23 protein-coding genes are annotated in these 24,981 nt (G+C 48.4%); 2 read left to right on the forward strand and 21 right to left on the reverse strand.

All coding sequences use genetic code 11. From position 1 onward, the window contains the following. Positions 1 to 42: 42 nt before the first annotated feature. The 15 genes from EDM60_RS07650 to EDM60_RS07720 form a co-directional block, all read right to left on the reverse strand. The gene (locus EDM60_RS07650; protein WP_122963433.1) at positions 43 to 291 is read right to left on the reverse strand and encodes a YuzF family protein; all 249 of its coding nucleotides are present in this window, start codon (positions 289 to 291) and stop codon (positions 43 to 45) included. Positions 292 to 599: 308 nt separating this feature from the next. After that, positions 600 to 1,433, reverse strand: a complete 834-nt coding sequence (locus tag EDM60_RS07655; protein WP_122963434.1) for a transglycosylase domain-containing protein — start codon at positions 1,431 to 1,433, stop codon at positions 600 to 602. Between the two features lie 109 nt (positions 1,434 to 1,542). Next, a complete protein-coding gene (locus tag EDM60_RS07660; protein ID WP_122963435.1) occupies positions 1,543 to 3,123 on the reverse strand; it encodes an acetate--CoA ligase in 1,581 nt (526 codons plus the stop codon). A gap of 232 nt (positions 3,124 to 3,355) precedes the next feature. After that, positions 3,356 to 4,261, reverse strand: coding sequence for a C40 family peptidase (locus EDM60_RS07665; RefSeq protein ID WP_122963436.1), 906 nt, complete (start codon positions 4,259 to 4,261; stop codon positions 3,356 to 3,358). A 280-nt stretch (positions 4,262 to 4,541) separates the two neighbouring features. Continuing rightward, positions 4,542 to 5,171 (reverse strand): fumarylacetoacetate hydrolase family protein, encoded by a 630-nt coding sequence (locus EDM60_RS07670; RefSeq protein WP_122963437.1) that lies wholly within the window; start codon positions 5,169 to 5,171, stop codon positions 4,542 to 4,544. 72 nt (positions 5,172 to 5,243) lie between these two features. Then, positions 5,244 to 5,777 carry a hypothetical protein gene (locus tag EDM60_RS07675; RefSeq protein ID WP_122963438.1) on the reverse strand — a complete coding sequence of 178 codons (534 nt, stop codon included), beginning with the start codon at positions 5,775 to 5,777 and terminating at the stop codon, positions 5,244 to 5,246. Between the two features lie 157 nt (positions 5,778 to 5,934). Beyond that, positions 5,935 to 6,546, reverse strand: coding sequence for a VanW family protein (locus EDM60_RS07680; RefSeq protein WP_122963439.1), 612 nt, complete (start codon positions 6,544 to 6,546; stop codon positions 5,935 to 5,937). A gap of 216 nt (positions 6,547 to 6,762) precedes the next feature. Then, entirely contained in the window at positions 6,763 to 7,074 is a 312-nt protein-coding gene (locus EDM60_RS07685) for an ABC transporter substrate-binding protein (RefSeq protein WP_141254141.1), read from the reverse strand. Further along, a complete protein-coding gene (locus EDM60_RS07690; protein ID WP_122963441.1) occupies positions 7,064 to 7,588 on the reverse strand; it encodes a helix-turn-helix domain-containing protein in 525 nt (174 codons plus the stop codon). The genes EDM60_RS07685 and EDM60_RS07690 overlap by 11 nt, the downstream gene beginning before the upstream one ends. A gap of 188 nt (positions 7,589 to 7,776) precedes the next feature. Continuing rightward, positions 7,777 to 8,127 carry a TroA family protein gene (locus EDM60_RS07695; protein ID WP_141254139.1) on the reverse strand — a complete coding sequence of 117 codons (351 nt, stop codon included), beginning with the start codon at positions 8,125 to 8,127 and terminating at the stop codon, positions 7,777 to 7,779. 237 nt (positions 8,128 to 8,364) lie between these two features. Next, positions 8,365 to 9,297 carry a VanZ family protein gene (locus EDM60_RS07700; protein ID WP_122963443.1) on the reverse strand — a complete coding sequence of 311 codons (933 nt, stop codon included), beginning with the start codon at positions 9,295 to 9,297 and terminating at the stop codon, positions 8,365 to 8,367. 28 nt (positions 9,298 to 9,325) lie between these two features. Then, a complete protein-coding gene (locus EDM60_RS07705; RefSeq protein WP_122963444.1) occupies positions 9,326 to 11,917 on the reverse strand; it encodes an ABC transporter permease in 2,592 nt (863 codons plus the stop codon). Continuing rightward, entirely contained in the window at positions 11,914 to 12,597 is a 684-nt protein-coding gene (locus EDM60_RS07710) for an ABC transporter ATP-binding protein (RefSeq protein WP_122963445.1), read from the reverse strand. The genes EDM60_RS07705 and EDM60_RS07710 overlap by 4 nt, the downstream gene beginning before the upstream one ends. 101 nt (positions 12,598 to 12,698) lie before the next feature. Further along, complete coding sequence (locus EDM60_RS07715; RefSeq protein ID WP_122963446.1) at positions 12,699 to 13,700, reverse strand: sensor histidine kinase; 1,002 nt, start codon at positions 13,698 to 13,700, stop codon at positions 12,699 to 12,701. Next, positions 13,701 to 14,384, reverse strand: a complete 684-nt coding sequence (locus tag EDM60_RS07720; protein ID WP_122963447.1) for a response regulator transcription factor — start codon at positions 14,382 to 14,384, stop codon at positions 13,701 to 13,703. A gap of 259 nt (positions 14,385 to 14,643) precedes the next feature. Between EDM60_RS07720 and EDM60_RS07725 the strand changes: the two genes are divergently transcribed. Further along, entirely contained in the window at positions 14,644 to 15,963 is a 1,320-nt protein-coding gene (locus tag EDM60_RS07725; RefSeq protein WP_122963448.1) for a serine hydrolase domain-containing protein, read from the forward strand. A gap of 132 nt (positions 15,964 to 16,095) precedes the next feature. Here the strand turns inward: EDM60_RS07725 and EDM60_RS07730 are convergent, their stop codons facing one another. Together EDM60_RS07730 and EDM60_RS07735 are read right to left on the reverse strand one after the other, a co-directional pair. Beyond that, a complete protein-coding gene (locus tag EDM60_RS07730; RefSeq protein ID WP_063227064.1) occupies positions 16,096 to 16,932 on the reverse strand; it encodes a hypothetical protein in 837 nt (278 codons plus the stop codon). Positions 16,933 to 17,354: 422 nt separating this feature from the next. Next, on the reverse strand, positions 17,355 to 18,521 hold the full coding sequence (locus EDM60_RS07735; protein WP_063227063.1) for an SMP-30/gluconolactonase/LRE family protein: 1,167 nt from the start codon (positions 18,519 to 18,521) through the stop codon (positions 17,355 to 17,357). 543 nt (positions 18,522 to 19,064) lie between these two features. On the opposite strand from EDM60_RS07735, the gene EDM60_RS07740 reads away from it, so the two are divergent. Next, positions 19,065 to 19,721 (forward strand): TetR/AcrR family transcriptional regulator, encoded by a 657-nt coding sequence (locus tag EDM60_RS07740; protein WP_122963650.1) that lies wholly within the window; start codon positions 19,065 to 19,067, stop codon positions 19,719 to 19,721. Between the two features lie 481 nt (positions 19,722 to 20,202). On the opposite strand, the gene EDM60_RS07745 is transcribed toward EDM60_RS07740, so the two are convergent. The 4 genes from EDM60_RS07745 to EDM60_RS07760 form a co-directional block, all read right to left on the reverse strand. Beyond that, positions 20,203 to 20,706: a DinB family protein gene (locus tag EDM60_RS07745; RefSeq protein ID WP_063227062.1), complete on the reverse strand. Its 504-nt coding sequence runs from the start codon at positions 20,704 to 20,706 to the stop codon at positions 20,203 to 20,205. Between the two features lie 181 nt (positions 20,707 to 20,887). Then, positions 20,888 to 21,310, reverse strand: a complete 423-nt coding sequence (locus EDM60_RS07750) for a hypothetical protein (protein WP_063227061.1) — start codon at positions 21,308 to 21,310, stop codon at positions 20,888 to 20,890. 43 nt (positions 21,311 to 21,353) lie between these two features. Beyond that, positions 21,354 to 22,415 carry a methyl-accepting chemotaxis protein gene (locus EDM60_RS07755; protein ID WP_122963449.1) on the reverse strand — a complete coding sequence of 354 codons (1,062 nt, stop codon included), beginning with the start codon at positions 22,413 to 22,415 and terminating at the stop codon, positions 21,354 to 21,356. Between the two features lie 602 nt (positions 22,416 to 23,017). After that, positions 23,018 to 24,841, reverse strand: coding sequence for a glycerophosphoryl diester phosphodiesterase membrane domain-containing protein (locus EDM60_RS07760; protein WP_122963450.1), 1,824 nt, complete (start codon positions 24,839 to 24,841; stop codon positions 23,018 to 23,020). Between the last annotated feature and the right edge of the window lie 140 nt (positions 24,842 to 24,981).

Below are 24,981 nucleotides of genomic sequence, written 5' to 3' on the forward strand. Positions count from 1 at the left end.
TGTCTTTACTGTTTTATGAGGGGGAAAGGTTGTATCATGTCACTAACTCGGCATGACCCAGACGATTTGCTGTATGCGCACGAAAAACGTAGAGCCGCCGACTCGCAAAACGACGTGGTCGGGCAGGACGTTGACTACGTTTCCTCGGAGGTTTCCTTGCGTCGTTTGGATGGTAACATCACGCTGCACAACGCCTAACAACGTTTGATACACGAACGGGTCAATCAACGACGTCATCGACGGGGTGTTTGATCCCGGCTGGGACTGGGGCTGATATGGATACGCACTCATGACACTCGTGGCTCCTTCCTGTAATTCCTCCCCTTACTTTATGCAGCGTTCGGGATATGGGTGAGAGCACAGCTCATCCATGCCGCACGCTCTGCGACAGATGAGTGAACAGCTACAACCCCTACTGCCTGCCCTGTGACTGATGAGCAAACAGCTACAACCCTACTGCCTGCCCTTCGACAGATGAGTGAACAGCAACCCTGCCGCCTCCTCTGTAACTGACGAGTGCCCCCCCGCAAAAAAAGCCCGGCCCCCTGCCTTTCAGACAGAAGACCGAGCCTCGCTTCATTAATCGTGTAAGGATGGAGTTACAGCGAAGACTTGCCCTTGCTGTTTTTCGCTCCCGTAACCACTACGCTTTCCAGCTTGGCCGCTTTGAGCGTCTCTTGATCGATGAGGTTCAACTCCGCCATTCTGTTCAGGACAACGGCCTGGCGGGACTTGGCCTTTTCCCAATGCTTCACAGGCGAATACGCTTCCGGCGCCTTTGGCAAAGACGCGAGGATCGCGGTTTCCCCGATCGTCAGCGGAACTTTTCCCCCTGCTGTTGCCGCAGATTTGTTGAAGTAAAACTGGGCAGCTTCGCCGATGCCGTAGTGCCCGTGTCCGAAGTAAATCACGTTCAGGTACATTTCCAGCAGCTCTTTTTTGCTGTAGCGCTGTTCCAGTTGCAAGGCAATCGCCATTTCCTTGACTTTTCTGCCCATCGTTTTGTCATGGGTCAAAAACAGGTTGCGGGCGAGCTGCATCGTGATCGTGCTGCCCCCCTGCACGTAGGCACCTTCGCGAACATCGATCCAGATCGCCCGGGCAAGCCCGTACGGATCGACTCCCGGATGCTGCATGTACCGATGATCTTCAATTGCCACGAACGACTTCCAGACATAATCAGGCATCTCGTCGAGCTTGACGTAGGCACCGTGAGCCGGGTGCTGCACAGCCGCCAGCTTTTGGTCATCGATCCACCAGTTGCCGGCCCAGGTCAAGACAACCGGAGTCAAAATCGTGACAATCAACATGAAAACGAGCAAAATGCCCGCTCTTTTTTTCCACGACCATGCCCGCTTTCGCGCTGGCTGGTTTACGGTTGCTGCTGCATATGGATTCGCGTTTCCCCCTACCGGGACGGAAAGCTGGTTCATGCTACATTCCCCCTTGCCTTGCAGTACACCTTCATTGTAAGGAAGGGGGATGTTTTCTCCCATCGAATCCACTTACAGCAAGCTTACAATTTCGTAAGGCTTGCCCCGATCAATAGCGGTGCGTTCCGGCCTCCTGCTGGCGCAGCTCGATCCGTCTGATCTTGCCCGATGTCGTTTTCGGCAGTTCCTGGACAAATTCGATCTTGCGCGGATATTTGTACGGCGCAGTCAATGTCTTGACATGATCCTGAAGCTCGGCAACCAGCCCGTCAGACGGCGTCTGGCCTTTTTTCAAAATCACAAACGCCTTCACCACATGTCCGCGCTCCGGATCGGGACTGGCAACCGCCGCGCACTCGGCCACTGCCGGATGCTTGACCAGCGCATCTTCCACTTCGAATGGCCCGATCGTATAGCCGCCAGAGATGATGATGTCATCCGAGCGGCCTTCGAACCAGATGTAGCCGTCCTCATCCATCTGCCCCTGATCGCCCGTAACGTACCAGTCGCCACGGAAAGCTCTCGCCGTGCGCTCGGGATCGTCCAGGTACCCTTTGAACAGCGCCACCAGATTGCGGTCAATGGCAATATCGCCGACTTTGCCGACGGGCAGCTCGTGCCCTTCCTCGTCAATAATCGCGATCCGCACGACTGGCGAAGGCTTGCCCATCGAACCAGGCTTCGGCTCCATGCCGACAAAGGTACCGACCAAAAGCGTGCTTTCCGTCTGTCCATAGCCGTCGCGCACCGTCAACGCAAATTCGCGGCGGAACGTGTCAATCACTTCCCGATTCAACGGCTCGCCTGCCGAACATGCCGAGCGCAGCGCTTGCAGCTTGTACTGCGACAGATCGGATACTTTTGCCATCAGCCTGTATTCGGTTGGCGTAGCACACAGCACGGAAACGGGGTAATTTTGCAAAATAGTCAAATAGTTTTCGGCAACGAACCGTCCTTTGTAGACGAACGCCGTCGCTCCCATCCCCAACGTGGATACGAACGGACTCCAGATCCATTTCGCCCACCCAGGGCCTGCTGTCGCCCAGACCAGGTCGCCTTCGCGCACATCGAGCCACTGCTTGGCTGCTACCGCCAGATGGGCGAACGGCCAGCCGTGGACGTGCATGACGCCTTTTGGCCCGCCTGTCGTCCCGGACGTGTAGGACAAAAACGCAAGCTCGTCAGCGTCCGTATCTGCTGCGGTACATTCTTCACTCTGCCCTTCCATCAGTCCGGCAAGCGATACCCAGCCGTCTTTGCCTGCTCCTGTTGTGATGTAATGCGTCAAGCTTGGGCAGTTGCCGCGAGTCGGCTCCACCTCGTCCATCACCCCGTCAAAGCTGATGACTGCTTTCGCTCTGGCGTGGTTCACCCGATATTCGATGTCTTTGTAGCGCAGCATTTCCGATCCGGGCATGATGACGGCGCCCAGCTTCAGCAAGGCGAGGTACAGTCCGTAGGCAAGTGTGCCGCGAGAGACGAGCACCAGCACCCGATCCTTTTCGCCAATCCCGATGGAGCCAAGTGCATTGGCGATGCGATTGGAATAGCGGCGCAACTCCTCATAGGTCAAAATGTGTTCGTTTCCTTGCTCGTCCAACTCCCAGACAGCGCGTCTTTCCGGGTTCTTTTTCGCCCACTCATCGACTTGCGCCGCGAAGTTGTATTTGACTGGCATGTTCAATTTCAAATGACACACCCCCACTTTGTTTACCTTTGTTTACGTATGTAAAAAGACACTTCGACGTTTTTTTAATTTTTCCTCTTTACACTCTATTCAAACAAAAGAAAAACAGCGTCATGATACAAAAATTGGCACGCCATACGGGCGAAACGATTATGGCACTTCCTACGTCATACATAACAAAGGCTCCCATGCAGATGCACGAGAGCCGATTCGAACTGATGACACTGTATGAAGGTTACAGAACGCGCTTGACTTTGACAACACGCTTTTCCCAGTTCGTCCCATCGTACTTGGAGTATGTCACACCAGGACTGCCGTACGTGTGCAAGATTTTGCCGTTTCCAGCATAGATCGCCACGTGCGTGATCCGGTCGGAGGAGCTGTTGGCGGAAGCCTTCATGAAGAGCAGGTCACCTTTTTGCAGGTTCTTCTTGGACACAGTCGTACCTACTGTGGATTGCTGGCGGGAGTCGCGCGGCAACGTGATTCCCGCTTCCTTGAAGACGCGCTGCGTGAAGGAAGAGCAGTCAAACGTTTTGGTGCTGCTGCTGGAAGAACCGTACTTGTATTTCGTTCCCATATACTTTTCACCGATCTTGATTACTTTGTTGGCAAGATCGCTTGGAGCTTGTTGTGTATCGTCTCCGGAATTATCCGAAGAGCTTGTCTCTTCCAAAATGCGGCGAGCCCCTACGAATTTGTCGCTGTACTCGGAATAGCTTTTCACGACAACGGCATCCTCGCCTTGGGAGGAATAGACGAATTGATCATTGCCTATGTATATTCCCATAAAAGATGCGCTTCCGCTTCCTGTCGATGAGAAGAATACCAGGTCTCCCGGCTCAACGCTGTCTTGGGAGACTTTTTTGCCTGCCTTGGACAAGCTTGAGATCGTGCTGCCGATTGTGATGCCGACTTGTTTGTACGTATACGTAGCCAGCTCTGCGGAACCGAATTGTTTTGGACCTTTTGCTTTATATTCATAATCTTTCCCAATCAGCGATGTGGCAATATTGACTACATCAGATTGTTTTGAATCTTGCGTCTTAGCGGCCGCCTGTCCAACTTGACCACCCATTAACAGGGACGTACTCAGTAGGACTGCTATTGTTGACTTCATTACCCAATCTCGTTTCGTCACTTTCTTTTCCTCCTTGTTATGTTGTGGCACCCGTCTTGGGTACATGGACAGATTACCGCAGGAGGAAACAGGAGGATAAGACCGTAAAATTTACCAATTCAGGAATTAGTAGCATCGGACTACTCAGAAAACAAGCGGCAAAGTAGGCTGTTCTTGCCTTTTAGTTCCATAGCACCAGAAGCCATTGAGAAACGATTTCAATGGCGCGATGCACGAAAAAAACCCATCTTCTGCCTGATCATGTCAGAAGATGGGTTTTCTCTTGGCGGAGTAAGGCTCGTTATCCTTTCAATCTGGCGGTAAACTGGCCCCGCTCTTCGTCGCCCCATTTGAGTGTCAGCACATCGCCGTCTGCCACTGGCCCGACACCCGCTGGTGTTCCCGTGTAAATGATGTCGCCAGCTCCCAGACCGAAATGTTCTTCTACATAAGCCAAAATCGTTTCCAGATCAAAGATGACGTCGCTAATATTGCCTCGCTGAACTTGCTCGCCGTTTTTATGCAGCGAAAAGTCGGCTTGCTGCAAGGCAGACAGCCCCGAGAACGGCTGAAACGGCGTCAAGATTGCGGAATTTTTAAACCCTTTGGCAAGCAGCCACGGATGGCCAGCGCTTTTCAGCTCGCTTTGCACATCGCGCAACGTAAAATCAATGCCCAAGGCGACTTTGTCAATCACCTGCTCAAGTGCACAGCCTGGCTCATACGGTCTTGCGATATGCACGACAATCTCCGCTTCATAATGAAGCTCGCCGCGCGTGCCAGGCAGCGCGATTTCCTGCCCGTTCGTCATGGCCAAAGCGTGTGTCGGCTTGGCAAATATCATCGGCTTTTTCGGTACGTCATTCCCCAGCTCAGCCGCGTGCAGTCGGTAGTTGCGGCCCACACAGTATATATTGCGGATTTGTTCCATTTTTGTCCTCTCCTTATGAAAGCTTGTCGCTCCCATTTACTATATCATGGCAGAGAGGACGGCAAAAGCCGCTCAATACTCGTCAAAGCAGTTGTCATAGCCCGGCCACAGCCTTGCGTTTCCTCTGGCCTCCACTTCAAATACGGTATCGCAAATCGCTTCCAGCGCGCTCTCCAAATCCGTTGCTTCATCAGAAGCCCACATGAACCCGTAGCGGAGTCTGACCATTTGTTCGTTCTTTTCATACAGGACGAACTCCAGCTGCTGGTGCTGCTCAATGACCGCTTTGCGCGCCAGAACGGTTGCGTCGAGCGAAAACAATCCATCCCACTCCGAGATGACATAAGTGGAAGTCACCTCGATCCAGAGAGCGCAAGCATCGTTTTTCCGGCGAAAGACAACAGAGTCTTCGCGATAAAATCCGTATCCAGAAGGAAGGGCGCCTTGAAGCTTGAATGCAATTCCTACAGGCAAGTCTTCCGGCTTCAGTGCTCCGACAAACCTTCCCGGCAAAAGATAGTATTCATCTTGCTGGCAAGAGCTGAGAGGCTCCCCCATCACGAGCACGCGCTGGTTCTTTTTCTCGCCTGTCACCTGTACGTACATTGCGGCACCTCCTTTTCACACAGTATGGTCACGAATGCCTGCCTCAAAACCAAATTGTGTGTGGCTCTATCCATTATTTTACTTTTCCTGAAGACAAAAAAACAGAGAGGTACATCCCAATTTGATGTCCTCCCCGGATTTGCCTGGCTATTCGCGATTAGGCACGCACGATGGCGATCACTACATCGCTGTCTTTGTATGTTTTGGCTTTCACTTTAACGGGAAAATCGTACGGATTTTGAAATTGAAAATCAAGCACACCGAAGGCAACGGTCGCATCTTGGCCCGCTGGCACGTAGCCCACAGACTTGCTGTGATTGTGGCGCTCGACGATCGTCATTCCCGCCTCCGCTGTCGCGTTGTACAGGGTGCTGGAGACTTGGCAAATCCCGCCGCCGAAATCGTCTGTAAGCTGTCCGTTCAAGATGACGCCAGCCTGCTTCCAGCCGTCTTCCTCCAGATTGGAGTTTCCGACTTCTTTATTATAAGAAAAGACAGCTTGTGGCGCGATCTTCTCGTTGTTGATTTTTTTCATCGCCTTTTTGATGTTGTGCTTGCGTGCATCTGTGCTGTCTTTCATCGTCGTATGGTAAAAGCCGAGGACGTCTTTGTCTTTGATGTCCATTTTGTCCAAAAAGGCTTCGCGCTGCTCAGTCAAGGAAAGCTCAGCCGTATCCAAGGCAAAGGCAGGAACGGACAAAGCGTGCGTCCATCCGGAAAACAATAAAGCCGTCATCACACCTACTCGCCAAAGCCGAAGTTTGTTCATGCTCCTCTTCTCCCTCGCTTCCATTCATGCTGTCTGTGTATCAGTCGGGCCTGCAAGAACCAAGCCACAACCTCGCTATCCTACTGTAGCCCATGCATGAATGAGCGAGCAACCTGCAAATCTTGGACCGCTTTCCTAGAAAAAGGAAGACCGCTCCCATCCGGGCGGTCTGTCCTGGCTATGTGGCTTTTCTTTTGCACAAACGGGAATGATCGCTCAGCCCAATGCCTGGACGACCTGCTCCAGCTTCTTGGTGTTGGCAATCATTCCGTTGTTCATCCACGTCAAAAAGTCGACCTCGTAAACGTGCTGGTTGCGAACGGCTGGAAGTGCGCTCCACACAGGATCAGCGAGTATGTCACGCTCCGCTCCGGGCGCTTGCGTATGCCACTTGTCAAAGGTCACAAACAGATGGTCAGCTTGCAGATGCGCTAGTTGCTCCCTGGTCAGGCTGACCATCGGTGCATGCTCCGTCTCGGTAAAACCAGGGTATTGCCGATACGGATGCAGCCCCAAATCACGATACAATACAGAGCCGCTGAACCCTTTTTCTGCATTTGCGTACAGAAAAATATGGTCGGCGGAAATGCGCAGCGATATCTTGCAAACGGTCGTCGGTTTGCGCCAGCATTTTTTTCGTGCGCTCAATCCGCACGTCGTTCAAAAAATCGAGCGGCAGCTGCCCTGTCGCCTGTTTAAACAATCGTGTAAACCGCCAACGATCCACCTGGGCGATACGCGCCAACTCTTCTACGGTCAACGTCTCCTGGCAATAATGAAGCATGTGCTGGATCGAGCGCTCCACGGCTTCGCGCTTGTCGGGCACGCTTGCGGACTCGGCAGACAGCCGCTTGTTTTGGAACAGTAACAAAAGCAATTGCTGAAACCGAACCTGACAGGCAAACGCCGCTGTCTCCTTCTGCGCGAAACGACAGCGCATCATTTCATCCAGCCATTCCAGACAGAGCGAAAACGGAACACCTTGCACCGCTTCCCCAGCAAGGAAAGTGCTTGTACGGCTCCCCTTCTTCGCCTGGATCATCGGCGCTGTTCGGCTTCTGCCTGTGCATCGAAAAAGCGAGCCAGTAAACTGATTGCTAGGTATCTACCATGAGCTTTTTCACTTTTTGAAAATGAAATTCATTATCATCAACTCCGATTGTAGCGAAAAAAAGAAAACTCTTCAACCTATGTTGAAAAACTTTCTTCTGCGTCAATCGCGCTATTGTTTTAGTTGGCAAACAGCTTCAGCAACTCGTCCATTTTTTGGTAGTTCGCCATAATCGCGCCCGTCTGCCAGTAAGAACGCTCCACCGGATAGACGTTGCCTTTTTTCACCGCAGGGACCGTCTGCCAGACCGAATTTTTCAACAGCTCCTGCAATGCCTGCTCGTTGCCCGCCTCTGCCCACGTTCCATTCGACGGCAAAATAATCAGATGATCAGCGTCAAGCTGCGGCAACGAGTCGCTTTGCACTGCCTGTCCGCTCGCCCCTTCTTTTGCCGCGCAGCCTGTCAGCGCAATCGCCGCTGACAATGCGAACGCCAGCAGACCCGTTTTTCTGGAACTCAACCGCTTCACATCAACCACTCCTACAATATAAATGATTCTCATTATCACTGATTCACAAGCATTGTATCCCATGCCTCCCCTTCCCTCAATGCACTTTCTCGACAGTGGCGTTTATACAAAATTTGTCTGTTGCTGGTTTCCATAAAAGAAACAGCGGCGAGCCAAGACCTGAAACGAAGTCCTGGACTGCCGCTGTTGTGAGGAATTTGGCCAAGGAAATAGTTTCCCCGTTGCGTAATGCCTGGCTCAATTCCAGAAATATTTCATCTCTCTAAATCCCACATCCCATAGTTGTTCATTTCCCTCAATGGTGATCGTCAGCTCATTTGCTTGTTCGAGGAAAATTTCAAACACTCCCGGCTCATGGAGTTGATCTTCTGCAGCCGCGAACAGAAACTCATGTCCATCGACGGCAACCCTTATGCTTCCAGTAAAATCCTTTTGGTCGGGAATCCCATAATACAAGGAGAGAAAAAGCTCCTTGTTGCCCAACGTATACGTGTACGTTTCCCTGTTTTTGCCTTCGACGCTGTACACATTGTATGTGGGTTCTACCTGTTGACCGCCGATTTTAAAGCTGTATGGTTTGCTTCCCGTTGCTGGATTTCCGGTGCTATCTGTCAGTTCATGTAACGCCACAAAAGGTCCTGCTTCTTTGGTGAACACGTTGTCAACAATCGCGCAAAATCCCCACACCCCGATCATCAGGACGACAATGGAAATGCCTGTCGCAGCTATATTTCTCCAGACGTTTTTGGTCCGCATGCCCAGTTTGTACGCCCCGAATCCGATTGCTGCCCCTGATGAGTTTTGAATGACGTCGTTCACATCGAAGCTGCCGAGCAAAGTGAGCGCCTGAATGGTTTCCAGCACAAGAATGGACAGCAAAAACCATGCAATGAATCGAACAAAGCTAGTCCGGTATAGCAACGGAATCAACACGCCAAAAGGGATGAAAGCGGCAATGTTGCCAAAATCCACAAAATCCATCAGTGTAGGATGAAGCAAATCTGCTATACTTGGCAGCTTGAAAAAACTGTCCGGTACAAAAAGAAAGGTGTAGTCGGTCATTTGCCCGATCGTATCTAACCTGCCGAAAGCGAGAAAGATAAAATACAGAATCACCATGGTATAAAGTATGGTTAGGGCAAGAATGATCTTGCGCTGCTGGGTAGTCATGGTTTGCTCCTCCAAAGACGATTGCCTATCATGCATGCTCTTGCTTCAACGCATCGATAATGTTTTCCCCTTTTACTTTCGCGCCGGCATACAGCATGGCGGAGCCGACGATGACAAATACGGCGACAATGACAGACAAAATACTCATCCAGGGCAGGGCGAATCCATAGCTGAATTTGTTCGCCAATGCTCGATAGATCAGATACATCACGACGAAGCTGATGGGAAGCCCAAACAGCAGCGCCTTGACCCCGTAAAAAATACTTTCGTAGTTCAGCATCTTCGCAAAGCCTTTTGGCGTCATTCCAACAGATTTCAGCATCGCAAATTCTCGCTTGCGAAGGGCTACACCCGTCGAGATCGTGTTAAAAATGTTCGCAATGGAAATCGCTGAAATTAATACGATAAAGCCATAGGAAAAGACGGACATCAACAAAATCCGTTGTTCTTTGCTTTTTCTGGATTGATACAAATTGTAGACGTGCAGATTTGTCTCATGCAGCTCTTCGATTTCTTGCTGCGTTTTCAACGGTTCCGTACTTTTCAAATGGAGAAAGGTCTGAACGTGAGCCAGCTCCTCGGCATCAGCGAGTCGATTCATGACGCGTTCCGAAACGACGATGTTTAACCAGCCTATTTCTGGCGTGTTCATCCCCATAGGAGCTTGATCCGTCAACGCAGCAACGGTCACTTTGTTTCCCTTCGTTTTTTCTCCCGTTTCTTTATCGCTTTTCGCAAACTCGATACTTTCACCGACTTGTGTATAGATCGCTTTCGCTTGGACATATTTTCCCGTAGCCATCTCTTTGTAATGAATCGTATCCAGCACAATCGCGGCAGGCTGATCCGGATTCGTAAGCTGTTCGTAATCTGCGCCGACCGCTTTGGCATAAGCTTGCAGACTCGAATCGTCTAAGGCGTGAATTATTATATCGTAAGCATATTTTCCGTTCCGGAGCAAACTCCTATCCTGCTTAACCTTCTCTCGCAATTCATCGGCGATGAGCGCTTCGTCGACCCAAGCGTTTCGGTACAACGCGTGAATCACGTTGTATTCCGTTACGTTATCAAGGGAGGCAATCGATTGAACCAGCCTGTCGTCGATTCTTTTTCCATCGCCGTACGATACTTCCATATCGTAATTGACGCCTTCCTGCGACAGTTCGATGGATTGCTTCAGACTGGCGGTAAAAAACGATACCGATAAAAACAAAACGATGCTGATGACGAGCGAAAAAACGATGGCATGGTATCTCCGTTTGTTCCTTTTCAAGTTTTTCAAGCCGATCTCCGCTTCGATGCCAAACAGCTTGCGAACGAGCTTTGACGTTTTCACCGCTTTGGCCGTAAGCTTTACATCGGTAGTTTGGCGAATCGCGTCCATGGCGGAAATCTTGGATGCTTTGACAGCCGGGAGATACGTCGAAATGAAAATCGTCAACATCGAAACAACACAGGTAATCAGGATCGATAACGGTGTGACGACGAGCGTCAGCTTTTCCGCCGTCCATAATGCCCCTTGAATCATGGAGTTTATGAACCAAATCGTAATCCCGATCCCGGCAAGACCGCACAGGATGCCAACGGGAATGCTGATCAAGCCAATAACGACACCTTCAAAAAGCACTGAATTTCTCTTCTGCCTTTTCGTAGCCCCCACGCTCGCAAGCATCCCTAAATGGCGGGAACGTTCCGAGACGGATATGGCAAAAGCATTGTAGATGAGCGACACCGAGCCGATCATAATGACCGCCATCAGAATCGCCGTTAATGAAAACATCATGCTGTACGACGCTTCGCTTTTGGACAAGCCGTAATAATGAAGCAAGTCGTTATTATAGTGAACGGTTTCGATCTGGTTGCTCTCAGCCAAATTTTCCGCATGAGCGAACAAGGTCGGATTGACTTTCTGCAAAGCTACCGCTGCATTAACCCGATCGTTTGCCCCCATGATGGTTTCATCGACATAGCTAATGACCGTATACCCCGGTGCCCACGCCGTTTCCCATTGTGGACGCTTGATGAAGCCTACCACCGTGTACTCTCTCGTCTTTAGATGCTGCAACGTTTCGGTCAACTGGTTTTCTGCCCTGCGCAGCGGTTCGGTTTGATCCAGGGGATGATCACCCCCGTTCTCGAAGCGTTCGCCGACGTGAAGGGTGAGACGATCGCCGATTTCGTACTTCACTTTGGCGTTCGTGGCAACGGCTTCGGAAATAACGACTTCCTTGTCCGTTTGCGGAAGACGCCCCTTGCTCAATTCAACCGGAAATTGCGCGAAGCCTTGCGCATCATATTGCTTGATGAACAAGTACGGCTTGTTTGCATTTTGGCTCCCTGCCAATCGGGAATAGCCGAGATCTCGTGTGATCGCAACGGTTTTGGTTGCCTCATCGTCGCGGATCGCCGCAAGCTGTTCTTTGTTTACATCTTGATATTGGACGTGCCACTCCCCATTATCTGCGATGGCTTGCCTGATCATTAAATCCGCAAAGGAAAAAACGAGCGTAGCAACAGCGGTCACCATCGCGACGGAAATGATGACGCCGATGATCGTTACGAGCGTTCGTCTCTTGTTTTGCTGCAAATGCCGGATGGTTAGCGTATGGACAATGTTCATCGCCGGATCACCTCGTCTTTGGCAATCCTTCCGTCTTCAATCGAAATGATCCTGTCGGCTTGCAAGGCGATGCGTTCGTCGTGCGTGATGACGATCAGCGTCTGATGATAAGTTTTATTCAACATTTTTAACAAGTCGACGATCTCGCTGCTGTTTTTGCTGTCCAGATTCCCGGTCGGTTCGTCTGCCAGCATGATCGCAGGATTGCTGATCAGCGCGCGGCCGATCGAAACCCGCTGCTGCTGCCCGCCGGATAATTGATTGGGCAAGTGGTTTAAGCGATGCTGCAAATTCAACGTATTCACAAGACTGTCCAGCTGCTTTTTATCTACCTTTTGTTGATCCAGCAAGAGCGGCAGTGTCATGTTCTCTTCCACCGTCAGGACGGGAATCAGATTGAAAAACTGGTAGATCAGACCGATTTGTCTGCGCCGAAAGATGGCGAGCTGCGTTTCGTTCAAGGCATACATGTCCGTCTCTTCCACAAAAACGTTGCCGCCAGTCGGCCGATCTACGCCGCCCAGCATATGCAGGAGCGTTGATTTTCCCGAGCCGGACGGTCCGATAATCGCGACAAATTCGCCTTTTTGGACCGAAAAAGAAACATCGTCAAGCGCCTTCACCGCCGACTCGCCTTTGCCGTATGTTTTGGACAAATGCTCAATCTTTAAAATTTCCATTGTCAAACCTCCATAGCTGTGCTGATGGCTATCATTTTAATGGGCTAAAATGACTTTCAAGTGACGATGAAGGTGACAATTTAGTCACTTACGGACTGCCGCTAAATCACTTGCTTATAAAATTTAATCCGAAACTCGGTCCCCTTCTCGCTGCTGCTCGTCACATCGATCACGCCGTTCTGGCTGGCAACGATGCTATGCGCCATCGCAAGCCCGATGCCGATGCTCCCTTCACTGGCGTTCTTGCCTTTGTAAAAACGTTTAAAAATATACGGCAAATCTTCTTTCGGAATGCCTTTTCCGTTGTCGGCAATGATTATTTCGGTAAACAACGCGTTTTCAAAAAAGGTGATCGCGATTGCTCCGCCTTCATGCGTGTGCTCCACAGCATTTTTCAAAATGTTGATGATTGCTTCGGCTGTCCAATTGAAATCGCCGACAAAAGAGACGTCGGCATCGCCTGCGATGGAAACCGTTTGTCGCTTGATGTCCAGCGGAATCATCACCGGCTCCAGCGCCTTTTCGATCAGTCTGTTCACCGGGATTCGATCTTTTTTGAATGGGACCGTCTTCGCGTCGATTTTCGACAGCTTTAATAAGGAAGAAACAAGCCAATCGATGCGTTCCAGCTGGATGCGAATATTGTGGGTGAACTCCGTTCTTTTGGCCGGAGGGAGGTCGGGGTCGCTTACTAAATCCGCCATGACCGTCATAGAGGTGAGCGGCGTTTTGAGCTGATGCGAAATATCGGAAATCGCATCCGTCAGTTGCCTTTTATCCCGTTGCAAAAGCGAGCGGTGCTCCGAGAGCATGAGCGTCACTTTGTATATATTGTTTTTTAAAATGCTCAGCTCGCCTTCTTGATTATCGCGAACGTCAAGGGAGTCATTGCCGTTGCTAATTTCCCGCAAATAGACGGACAGCTTGTCAAGCTCGCGATATCTCCATCTGGTAAATAACAAACTGCTGCCCATGAGCAAAATCGATAAAATGAACACGAGCGCTGCGGCGACAGGCGAAATAAAAGCGGCGGCAACAAGCGCCGTTACACTGATCAAGCCCATGACGAACAATAACATTTGAATTTCCCGATTTCGCAGCATCTACTCACCAACCTTATAGCCGAAACCGCGGACCGTTTTGATCAATGTCGGATGTTGCGGATCATCCTCCAGCTTTTCCCGCAGCCTTTTGATATAAACGGTTAACGTATTATCGTTCACGAAGTCGCCAGCCACGTCCCAGATTTGCTCCAATAGCTGATTTCTTGTGAGCACTTGTCCAATATGGTTTCCAAAAATTAGCAACAAGCGATACTCCAAGGCGGTCAACGGAATTTCAGTGCCGTTTTTATGCACTTTGCCCTCCAACGTATTGATGCGGACATGGTCGATGTCTATGATCGTTTTCGTTTGAGACAGCTTCTGGTATCTGCGCAAGACAGACTTGATTCGGGAGAGAAGCTCGCGAATCCGAAAAGGTTTGGTAATATAATCGTCGGCCCCCATGTCAAGCCCCATCACGACATTGACTTCATCGTCGATCACCGTCAAAAAGATAACCGGGATGTCTCGGCGGTCTTTCACCATTTTGCACAGTTCATAGCCATTTCCGTCCGGAAGCGATAAATCAAACAAGCATAAAGCGAATTGATCGATGTCTTCGGCGAGCACCTTTTTCGCTGAGGCGACATCATGGCAAAGCACGGTGGAAAAGTGGTCTTGATGCAGCGAATATTCCAGACCGGACGCGATCGTTTTGTCATCTTCGACTACTAAAATTTTCATCCGCAGATCATCCTTATGATAGAATCACATTCATTTTCCGACTTAATTTCGGCATTATAACAAATTTTTTCTGCAACAGGCAAAAAAATGGCCGTTTCGACGCGCGTGAATGGCGAAACGGCTGTTTTGGTTGCTTGATTCTGATTGCGGAATGAGTTATCCGACCTTCCACCAGAAAATTCCTAATTCCTAAGTTATTTGTTATCATGTTGATAGTTAGCATGTTGCGTTGTGTAACTTCATAGGCAGGGGGAAACTCATGACAGTAGAGGAACGGATTCATCATTGGTTCGAGTCATACGAGAGAAATGGTTACCTGAACGGGTCAATATTGGTTGCTTCCAATGGAAAAATTCTCCTAAACAAAGGATTTGGTATGGCGAATCGGGAACATCAGGTACCGAATACGCCTAACACGAAATTTCGCATCGGTTCCATTACGAAGGCTTTTACAGCTATGTGCATTTTTCAATTACACGAGAAACAAAAATTGAACATAACGGATTATGTCAGCAAGTATCTCCCCTATTATCCCAATAGGAACGGCGTCACGATTTATCATTGCTTAACAAATACATCTGGCATTCCCAATTATACAAGTCATCCAGACTTTTGGTTGCGTACCATGAGACTTCCCTCCTCGTTGCATCAACTTATCGATTCATTTAAAGAGCAAGATTTGGACTTTGAGCCTGGAAGTAACTACGGTTACTCAAACTCTGGCTATGCGTTATTGACTGCCATCATTGAAGCTGTTTCAGGCATGTCCTATGCTGAATATTTACAGCAGCATATTTGTCTTCCGTTGGGTATGTATCATACGGGATGTGATGATGGCGTAAAAGTTATACCTGGTTTGGCTTCCGGATATTCATTTTGGGAAGAACCGATTCATCCCGCCCATCCAGATATGTCTTTTCCGTTAGGAGCATATGGCATGTACTCTACTACGGAAGATTTGCTTATTTGGGATCAAGCCTTACAATCAGCGAAGCTTCTTAACCAAGAACTATCGGAGAAAATGTTTACTCCGAATCTCGGCTCCTATGCTTGTGGTTGGATGATCACTGAATTATTCGGTAGAAAATGTATGCACCACTTTGGAGATATTAGCGGATTCTTTAGTGATTTCCTCAGATTTTTGGAGAATCAAGTTACGATCATCTTTTTGAGCAATTTAAATGTTACCCCTGTCACACATTTAAGTAGAGAAATAGCAAAAACCATATTTGAGGAACATGTCACTTTCCCACCCCCCGCTGACCGTATTGAGTTCACAAAGCTGGACTTTCTAACGGGAAGCTATTTCATTGAAAACAAGATCAATATATCCCTGGAAGTTTCTGCGAAAAATCAGGAACTTTATTTAACGGTTCCGAAAATGTATGGCGTGTTATATAAATTCAAGCTTACTCCGGTCAGTCATGACTCTACCAAGACAACTTTTATCACGGAAACCATTTATGAACAGCTTACGTTTTATCATTCAGCGTCCGGCGAAATAACACAGCTGGAGTACACCGACTATTACGGCGATATTCATAAGGCGTGTAAGGTAGAATCGTTGGGCCATACATGACCGGATAAAGCACTCCCTTTCCGGTCAAGCCTCCCCTTAACACCTCGGCTGGCTTATCCAGCGAAAAATAAAAAGGAGCTTGTCACAACATGACAGCTCCTAGAAATCCAATAGGTTCATACGACTTGTGCTCTAGCCGACAAACGTGCCAAGCAAAGACGGCCATACAGAAATGTTCTCGCGGCAGTGTGGACATACTGTTTCCCCCGCTAAATAATGCAGCTGCCTCACCAATGTTTGCTCCCCGATCGCTTCCGCCTGCTCCGCTAATGTTCGAATTTCTTCCTCTGCAAAAGACGGGGCCGGAACGATTTCATGGGGTGTCTGCTCCGTGTGAAAGACGGGATCTTGTTGAAACACTTGCAGGATTTTTGCCGGATGATCTTCCTGAGGCCATATGTATACATCTTCTGTGCAGGCCGGGCACACGGCCACATACTCGTCGCCGTTCATAAAAGTCATCAACATATTGGCAACAGCATGCGAACCTCGATAAGCGGCATCCGCCACCAAAATATAACGCTTCTCCGTCTCATCCAGGGAAGAATCGGCTGCATAGGAGAATACTTCTTTTGTTAGCGCCTTGAGCTTCGCAATGGCCTCTTCATATTCACGATACAATTCCATACAGACAGAGCTGCCTGCATCTTCAGCCAACTCCGCCCAAGATTCGGGAAATGGGTCCTCGTCGCGCTCATCGCGGCTTGCCTCGATGACACCGCAATTGATAAACAGCTCTTTGCGCACTTCCGCATCAGATGTAGAGCAGGCTATTTGTGCCAAAAACGGCATCGCCGCATATGTAGCCGTATAGATCGTATTTTGGTGGAACAAGTGTTCCTGAAAAAGTTCGTCAAAAATGCCCTGGTCATATTCCTGTATCAATTGCTGTAATAACACAGGTACGTTGTCTGCGGTACTGTAAGGTCCTGTCAGCTTTCCCCATATATCGCTATCCCACTTTAGCAAGTTTTTCCTCCGTTGGTGAGCAGGCTCAAGCCTCTTCCTTTTCTCCCATGAGCCTGCCTCTATCGTTTATTGGCTGACGAGCAAATCCAATCGCCCTTTCCATTGTTGTTCCAGCGCAGTTTCTCGTTTTCTCGCAAAAGCAGTGCGTTTCAGCCGGAATGGTCTGCAAATCAATCTGGTAGAGCTTTCCTCTTACCCGTTCAGCTTATTGTATCACATGAAAAGATTGGCAACAGGGTCAAACATCCCAACTCTTGGAAATCATACAGGATGCTTCTTTGCTTAATGGATTAATCGGGTGATACTGATACTGCTACGGCACGGCACAGCGCGCCCCACTGCTCTCACTTCCGCCCGCGCAGTATCGTGATCGTGCGAATCGCCGTCTTTTGGGAGCTGTGGATCGTGCCAAGATCCAAACATTATTTTGTTAAAAGCACGCGATGAACACCCTTGCTGCCTCCCGGTGCCGTTCCTATATATAAATATCCGTTATGGCTTACAGCCGTAGTTACGCCATACAGTTTGCCTTCCGGATCATGCCAGCTTCCGATCAGCTCCCCCTGCGGGCTGAGCTCTACAGCAAGCCCATGCTTTGCCGGTGCGCTAGCCCCGCTAAGCAGCGACTCCGGCAATTTGGCCATGGTACTGGCTAGCCAAGGATTGCTATGCATCTGATCTACAAAAGAAATGCGAGTCGTGTAAATACCTACCCAGAAATGACCTTGATCATCACGCGTAATGTTGTCTGGAAAGCCTGCGAGATTATCTGCGAAAATATCAGATGTACCCTTCTTCGGTCCTTTAATCCAGTATCTGGTTAATTGATAACGATACGATTCGGCCACTAACACAAAATCTTCATCCGCAGACAAGGCAACTCCGTTTGCAAAATAAAGGTTTTCTAACAAGACGGTCGTTTGCTTGGTTTTTGGATCGTACTTCAGCAAACGACCATGCGGCTTGTTCTCGGCAATTTCTTTGAAAGTTACACTACCATAATTCGAAGTATCCGAAAAATAAATGGAGCCGTCCTTGGCAATATCAAGCTCGTTAGCTAGATAGATCGGCTTACCATCCACTTGATCAGCCAATACCTCTATGTTCCCGGATGGATTAATGGAAAGTAGTCCTCTCTTGATGTCAGTAACGATCAAATCGCCTTTGGCATCGAATATAAGCCCATTAGGGGTTCCTTTGGTGTCTGCAAAAAGTTGGGCTTTTTGCGGATTCCCCTCTGCATCGAAAGGAACCTTGTAAATTTTCCCATCCGAATCTCCTGTATATAGCTGACCTGCTTTATCGAATGTAATAAATTCAGGGAATTGCGGAGCATCAGTCACAAGCTGAGCCGAGCTGAGTTTCCTGTTTTGTTTCCACGGACCCGTTTCCTCAAAAGACGGAGCCGTCGGTGCTAACCATTTTGCAGGCTGGATCGGTGAAGGTACAAGCAAGAAAACGAGTATTCCTAGAACGAGCACTGCGAGCAGCGATAGCCCCCATCTGTATATCCTCGCACGTAATCGTGAGCGTTTAGGGCGATTCACTTCTCCAGCAGATGTAACGGATCGAACTTGTGTATTAGGCATTAGCGTGACTCCTTTTTTCATTTAAGCGTGATTTTAGATTTTGACTTCCAAAATATTGCTTTTATCAAGCTAAGAGCGTGAATGCTTCTCCAGTTTCGGCTAAAGCTGGGTTCCCTCTCTCGCAAGATCCATAACTATAGCCTCGGCTTTGATGCTAAACGTTTTTCTTGTTTGGCCAGTTGCCTCGCGAATGGCTCTCCAATACCGAAGAAGCTCCCATGATGCGCGTCCATTTACCTTAAATCTTCATAACGCCACTCTCCCTTTAGATACTTCGTTTTATTTTGGAAACACCGTTACCGAATGAGCAAAAGTTACTATTGCCGATGCTCAAGGGACGCAACAACAATCTTTTCATTTGGTAACAGTGTTTCTATTCGATCTCATTGTATCCGTGCTTTATTAGAAAGTCAACATGCTCTTTGAATATCGTTGAACATCTGCCGTCTCATTGACAATCGCTTAACAACTGTATAAAATTCCTTGCAAGAGCGTCAGAAACTTTGTTTCCTGACGAAAACCTGATAACCGAAGGTGATGATTATTAGCGATCAAGATATCTCCTCCACTGCGAACTCACGAGTGTTGAAAACTTACCAAGAAGCCCGCTTGCAAAATATTGAAAATCTCCGCAAGCTCGTTGTTGACGCTGCTGCAATGCTCTTGCAAGAAGAAGGTCCGGAAGCCGTTACGGTACGTAAAGTAGCGCAGCAAATGGGTTGCTCGACAAAAATCATTTATAACTTGTTTGTCAATAAAGAGGGATTGGCTCAGCAGTTGTATCTGGACGGTTGTAAACTTCTCGCTAACGAATTAGACGGAACGCCGCAAGCTGCTGATCCTGCACAGCATTTGCAGAATTTAGGCGAAGCCTTTTGGCAGTTCGGGCAGCGTTACTCAAGTTATTATAAATTGATGTTCGGAGGCGCATTCGCGGATTTCAAACCGGATGAGGAAAGCCTAAATGGTACCAAAACGGCCATGCAGCAATTATTGACAGTGATCAACAATGCACAAAAGCAAGGTCTCATCGCTGGCCAGTATGCCCCTGAATTAGTTATACGCGTATTCTGGGCTTCGCTCCATGGTGTCATTCATCTTTACATGGGGGGACATTTGGGAGATGTACAGTCTGCACATGCGGTATATAGGCAAACATTGTCTTTCATTGTAAACTCGTTAATTCCGAATAAAACTTAAAAAACGGCAAGAGGCTTTTTAAAAAAGGCAGATTAGCTAACATTAAGCAAGCGGAAACATTGATTTATCAACGTTTTTGAAATGAATAAGGGGCGTCCCTCAGCCGAAAATCGACTTTTTGGGACAGCCTCTTGTCTTTTAAGCGTACATTCCATGATAATTTCAACTTCCATTCTTTGCTTTACCACTATTTGTGATACGGTTCACCTCAGCGGGCTGCTGTATCAGCTCTGCAAGATGGTCAAGCTCACTCCGAGAATAGTTCCTGTGGACAAATCTGCTTGTGGATTTGAACTTTTCCGCTGGCAGACAGGTTGCCTCTACCTTTTTCACGGCTTCAAGAAACGGCTTCAAGAAAAGAGGATTGCTCCACCTCGATTTGGAACCCTTTCACCTCTCTCTGCACACATAAAAAAGCAGCAGTGCAAGACCTTGCGCATAAAGTCTTAGACTACTGCGATTATATGCCGTTTTACTCACGTTACATTTTCGGGGCTTCCATCCCGAAAATCGCCCATTCTTCTTTTGCCGGGCCGTAAATCCCTGGAACGGTTAAACCTGCCTGTCGCATCAAAACGGTCATTTGTCCGCGATGATGGCTTTGGTGCAAAATCAAAAACATCAAGAGCGCTCCATTGGGCATTTTTTGACCGAGAAAATCTATCCGTTCTTGCAAAGCATCGTCGCTCCATTGCGTTTGTACAGCCTGCACAAAGGCATGACTGGCTTGCTGGTAACGCTCTGCTATGAATGACGCCGAAGTAGGAACAGGCCAATCTTTTTCTGTAGCTTCAAATGTTAAGTCGGTATTGGAAGTAATGATGCGAATGGCCGCTACCGTATGCCAGGCCGTGCGTCCCAAATTCCAGTTCTCCGGAGTGATTTCCTGTTTCAGCGACTCATCCGTCAGATGATTGAGCACTCTTTGTGTTGCTGCGGCTTCGTACTCCCACGATTTTACAAAATGGTCCAAGGTTTGGAACATAGCCAACCTCCACCTCCCTGATCGTTATTGATGATCAGTTCGCCGCACAAATGGATAATCCTCCCAAACACGAAAGCGAACAGATTGGCGATCATTTCAAACTTGTACGTATCTCCCATTGTTGCCTCCCAATCCGCTTATGCTCTCGATTATGAAGCGAAAGTCGTCACGAAACCAACGTCTACTTTCTCCACAAAGTTTTGTTAATATCCGCTAGCCTACTTAACGCTTCTTCTCTGGTATTGACAAACATCAGCTTACGGTCAAAATCGGGAATTTGCTTCGTCAGTCTCGCAATTTGAGATTGGGCGATTGCAGAGGTTAATTTGGTCATAAATCTATGTTTGAACGAAAAGTCGTCCGACACATAAAGAGTCAAGGCGTTGACGAGAGCGGTTTGTACCTCTGTAGAGGATGGTTTGACGTCCTTGACATCCACAATCAGTGCGTATTCGCTTTGGTTCGGAATTTGATTGGCCGTATTCATAAACTCCATGCAGAAAGCCCCGCCCTGCTCCAAATCAAAAAGCCCCTCGGCAAAAGCAATAAAGATACGAGTCTCTTTGTCCACAATCATCCGATACGTCCCTGAACCTTCTTTCATTTGTTCTTCCTCCTTGGTTTGTGAACAACGCTGGTTCACCTATTTAGATTTCTTTGAACTCTTCTACAACTCGGCGCATCTCTTCTGCCATATTGTTCAGTTCTTGAATTTTGATACTAGCACTTTTGATATACCCAGACTGCTCCGCTATGGTACTTGACACTTGTTCCGTAGAAGCAGCCGTTTCCTGAGAAACTGCCCCAATATTTTCGAATAAAGCTTGCACATGCTGCATATTTTCATTCAAGCTTCTCATTTCGCGCATCGTGTTATGGATATCTTCATCGATATGAATAACGGAGTGACCAATGGTAGCAAAAGAAGCAGTAACGTTAGCCACTACTTCATTCTGATCATGTACAATCTCATTAATGGTTTCAAACTCCGAATACGTAATGCCAATTGCTTCATTAATGTCGAAAATGATCTTATTAATCCCAGTCGCTTGCTTCTTAGAATCATCCGACAGCTTGCGGATTTCACTGGCTACCACAGCAAACCCGCTCCCGTTCTTCCCAACTCGTGCAGCCTCAATCGAAGCATTAATGGAGAGAAGATTGGTTTGCTGAGCAATCTCATCGATTAGTTTGGTAATTTTTTCGATTTGACTGGCTTTTTGCTTCACATTACTCATGGAAGCGACCAGATTTTCAATGACCATCATGTTTATTCTCATGGTTTCTTTTTGCTTCTCAATCATCAAGTTGCCTTCCTCAATCGCTTGATTCACTTGCCTGACCATGATGGCAGACGTTGTCAAATCGCCTGAAATCTTTTCAATAATATCCAGAATACTCTTGCCGGAAACAGCAGCCCGCTCAATGGAATTGCAATTATTGACAGCTCCTTTGGCAAGCTCCGAGGTAGCCAAAAAGATTTGATCGATTCCATTTCGAACGCCCTTGATTTCCTCCAGTAGTTCCGAGGAAGAGGCAAACACAAATTCGTTAATTTCCTCTGTACACGCCACAAACTTTTCGATTCTTTCATCAAAAGCGGAACTGGCCAATTGTGTTGAGAAAGGAACTATTTCCGTCTCTGCAACGATGCTCTTTTTCGAGCTCATTGAAACTTTGCTCCACAGGCTTCTTGTTGTCTTTAACAAGGCGCTTTCCCTCCTGATCTTCTAAGCCTGATACTTCTTAATCTCTTACTTACGCAAAGCCGCTATTACGTTGCATCATCTTCTGCCTTAACCGCAGACATAACTAGGAATAATTACTCATTGTTTCTCAAATGATTGCGTTATATGGGTATTTTATACCAGTATCGTTAAGCTTCTTGGCATTTTGTGTTAAAATTTGTCGAAAAAATAGACGCCCCTCACTAAACAAGGGGTGTCCCTCAGCCGAAAATCGACTTGTGGGACAGCCCCTTTTTATTTTGTACAGATGCATTTTTGTGAAAAACCCATAAAAAAACCTGGACCGCGTCCAGGCAATCTGTTAGAGAATGCGAAAGTTGGTGTGATCAAGACTGTTTCCGTCTCAATCGCCTTTGTTATTGTAACACAAATCGTTTTCGAGTCAAAGAAAATTATCGGACAAGCGCCACAATGTAGATGCACTCGTCTTTTCTACGAGTTCTACAAACTCCACCTCCGTCCAACAACAAAAGATAGAACGGCACATAGAAGCAGATATATCCGATTATTGGAAATAATCGTTATCAAATCAGACTGCATCTGCGCGGACTGTCCTTTGCTCGCTAAATCCGCAGGAAAGTCAGCCAATTGGTGAACGAAACCACAGATCCACTTCTCAGCTCTTCCACAACGGACAACGCTTCCTCCGGCTCATCCGTGATAATCCCATCCACGCCCATACTGAAAAAAAGCTCCATATTGTCCCTGTCGTTCACCGTCCATACGTAGAGAGGTTTGTTATGTTGTTTGGCAGAAGCGACGATGGATTCGTTGACCATATATTCTTCCATGACGACAAAATCGGCATGGAGCTGTTCCAGATCAGGGACCCCGGCGAACATGATGAACCCGACCTGAAGCTCTGGAGCCGCCTCTTTTAACTCCTGAACGATTCCATAATCCAGCGACTGGACGACGCATTCGTTCTGAAAATCATTGGCGCGGATGGTCTTGATAAATGTGTTGACCAGGTCGCGTTCTTCCCCGTGTGTTTTCACTTCTATATTCAGCTTGATTTTTCCGCGAGCGGCCTGCATGACTTCTTCGAGCGTACTGATGCGGCTTGTGAAATGGCCTTGCTTGACTTCCAGCTGCCTTAGCTCATCCATCGTCAACTCATACACTTCGGCGTTGCGCCCCGTCAGTCTTTTCAGATTGGTGTCGTGAATGACAGCCAGTTGCCCGTCTTTCGTTTCCAGGATGTCAATTTCCGCATAATCCGCGCGAGCATTGATCGCGCCTTGAATCGCTTCGATCGTGTTCTCGGGGCCTTCCGCCACATAGCCGCGATGGGCCATCACCGTCACCTTTTGCTCGCTTGGCGCCACTTCGCTGATGGCTGGAGCCAGCACCATTGCCGTTCCGAAGGCGATGATCAGCCCGAACGCAATCAGCTTTTTCCCATGCTTGTGAAACAGCTGGTAGCTCTGGGGCGAACGGTTTGCAATGGCGCTCCCTTCCGGCAGTTGCAGGACGGCATGCTGCGGGTCCGCTTTCGCCATGTATATACGGGTCAGCGTGGTGATGTAAATCGGCGATACAAACAAAATCGCCAGGTACAACGCAATGACAACGCCCTTCGATACGACAGATCGCGCCGTTTCGGCAAAAGCCTCCCCTTGCGGCAGCATGACGTAGAGGAAAATCACCACGGCCAGGATCAAGACAACGACGATGATAAACAACAGAAAAACAGACAGCAGCACCACAAACATTTTCAGGTAGCTCTTTCGCAGGATCGCTGCGCTTCTTTTGGCGGCTTGCCGGAAGCTGCTCGTTCCCTCGATGACGATCATATGCAACAGGAACGTCCAGCGGATATTGAAAAAGGTCAGGACGGCAAACACCCCTGCATACAGCAGCGTTCCCCAGCCCGTTTTCAGCAGCTCTCCCGAAATAAAGTTCGGAATTTGCAAGGAAGGCAGTAAGGTGGAGCCGCCTCCTGCGCTCAACAAAGGCAGAAACAGCAGCAAGTAAAGCGCCCAGCCAACAAAACCGTACTTGAAAAGCGAAGGGATATACGAAACAGATTGCAGAAATGCCGGAATCAGTCCGATTCTCTGTCTTTTTTGCCCGTAATACGAGATGATGATCTGCACCGAAAATTCCAAAAAGATCAATATCGTAGCGGCAGGAATTAATATCAGCATGCATAAAAAGCCGTAGCGGCTCACAACGAAAGACAACAGCTCGTAATTCGTCGCACCAGCGTAACCACCCAACCTAAGCAGACTGTGGAAGACGAACGAAATCGCCGGAATGAAGATGAATATCGTAATGACCTTGTACAGCAGCTCGAACAGGAAAATCTCCCGGTACGTAAAAGCCAACGTTTTGAAAATATCGGCAATCAGTCTATGTACAGGAGCTTTCTTGGTAGTGCTCATGTTTTGGTTCCTGCTTTCCAAAAAGATGTCAGGTCCTTCATTTTAGCATAAAAGCGCATGCTCCACCGCATGACGGGCTTGATCCCGCACGTCTCTGCCGCCACAGCCCTGTCACGATGATTGTAAGGCAAATGCAGATC

It is taken from the genome of Brevibacillus parabrevis (genome assembly GCF_003710905.1).
Lineage (GTDB): Bacteria > Bacillota > Bacilli > Brevibacillales > Brevibacillaceae > Brevibacillus > Brevibacillus parabrevis.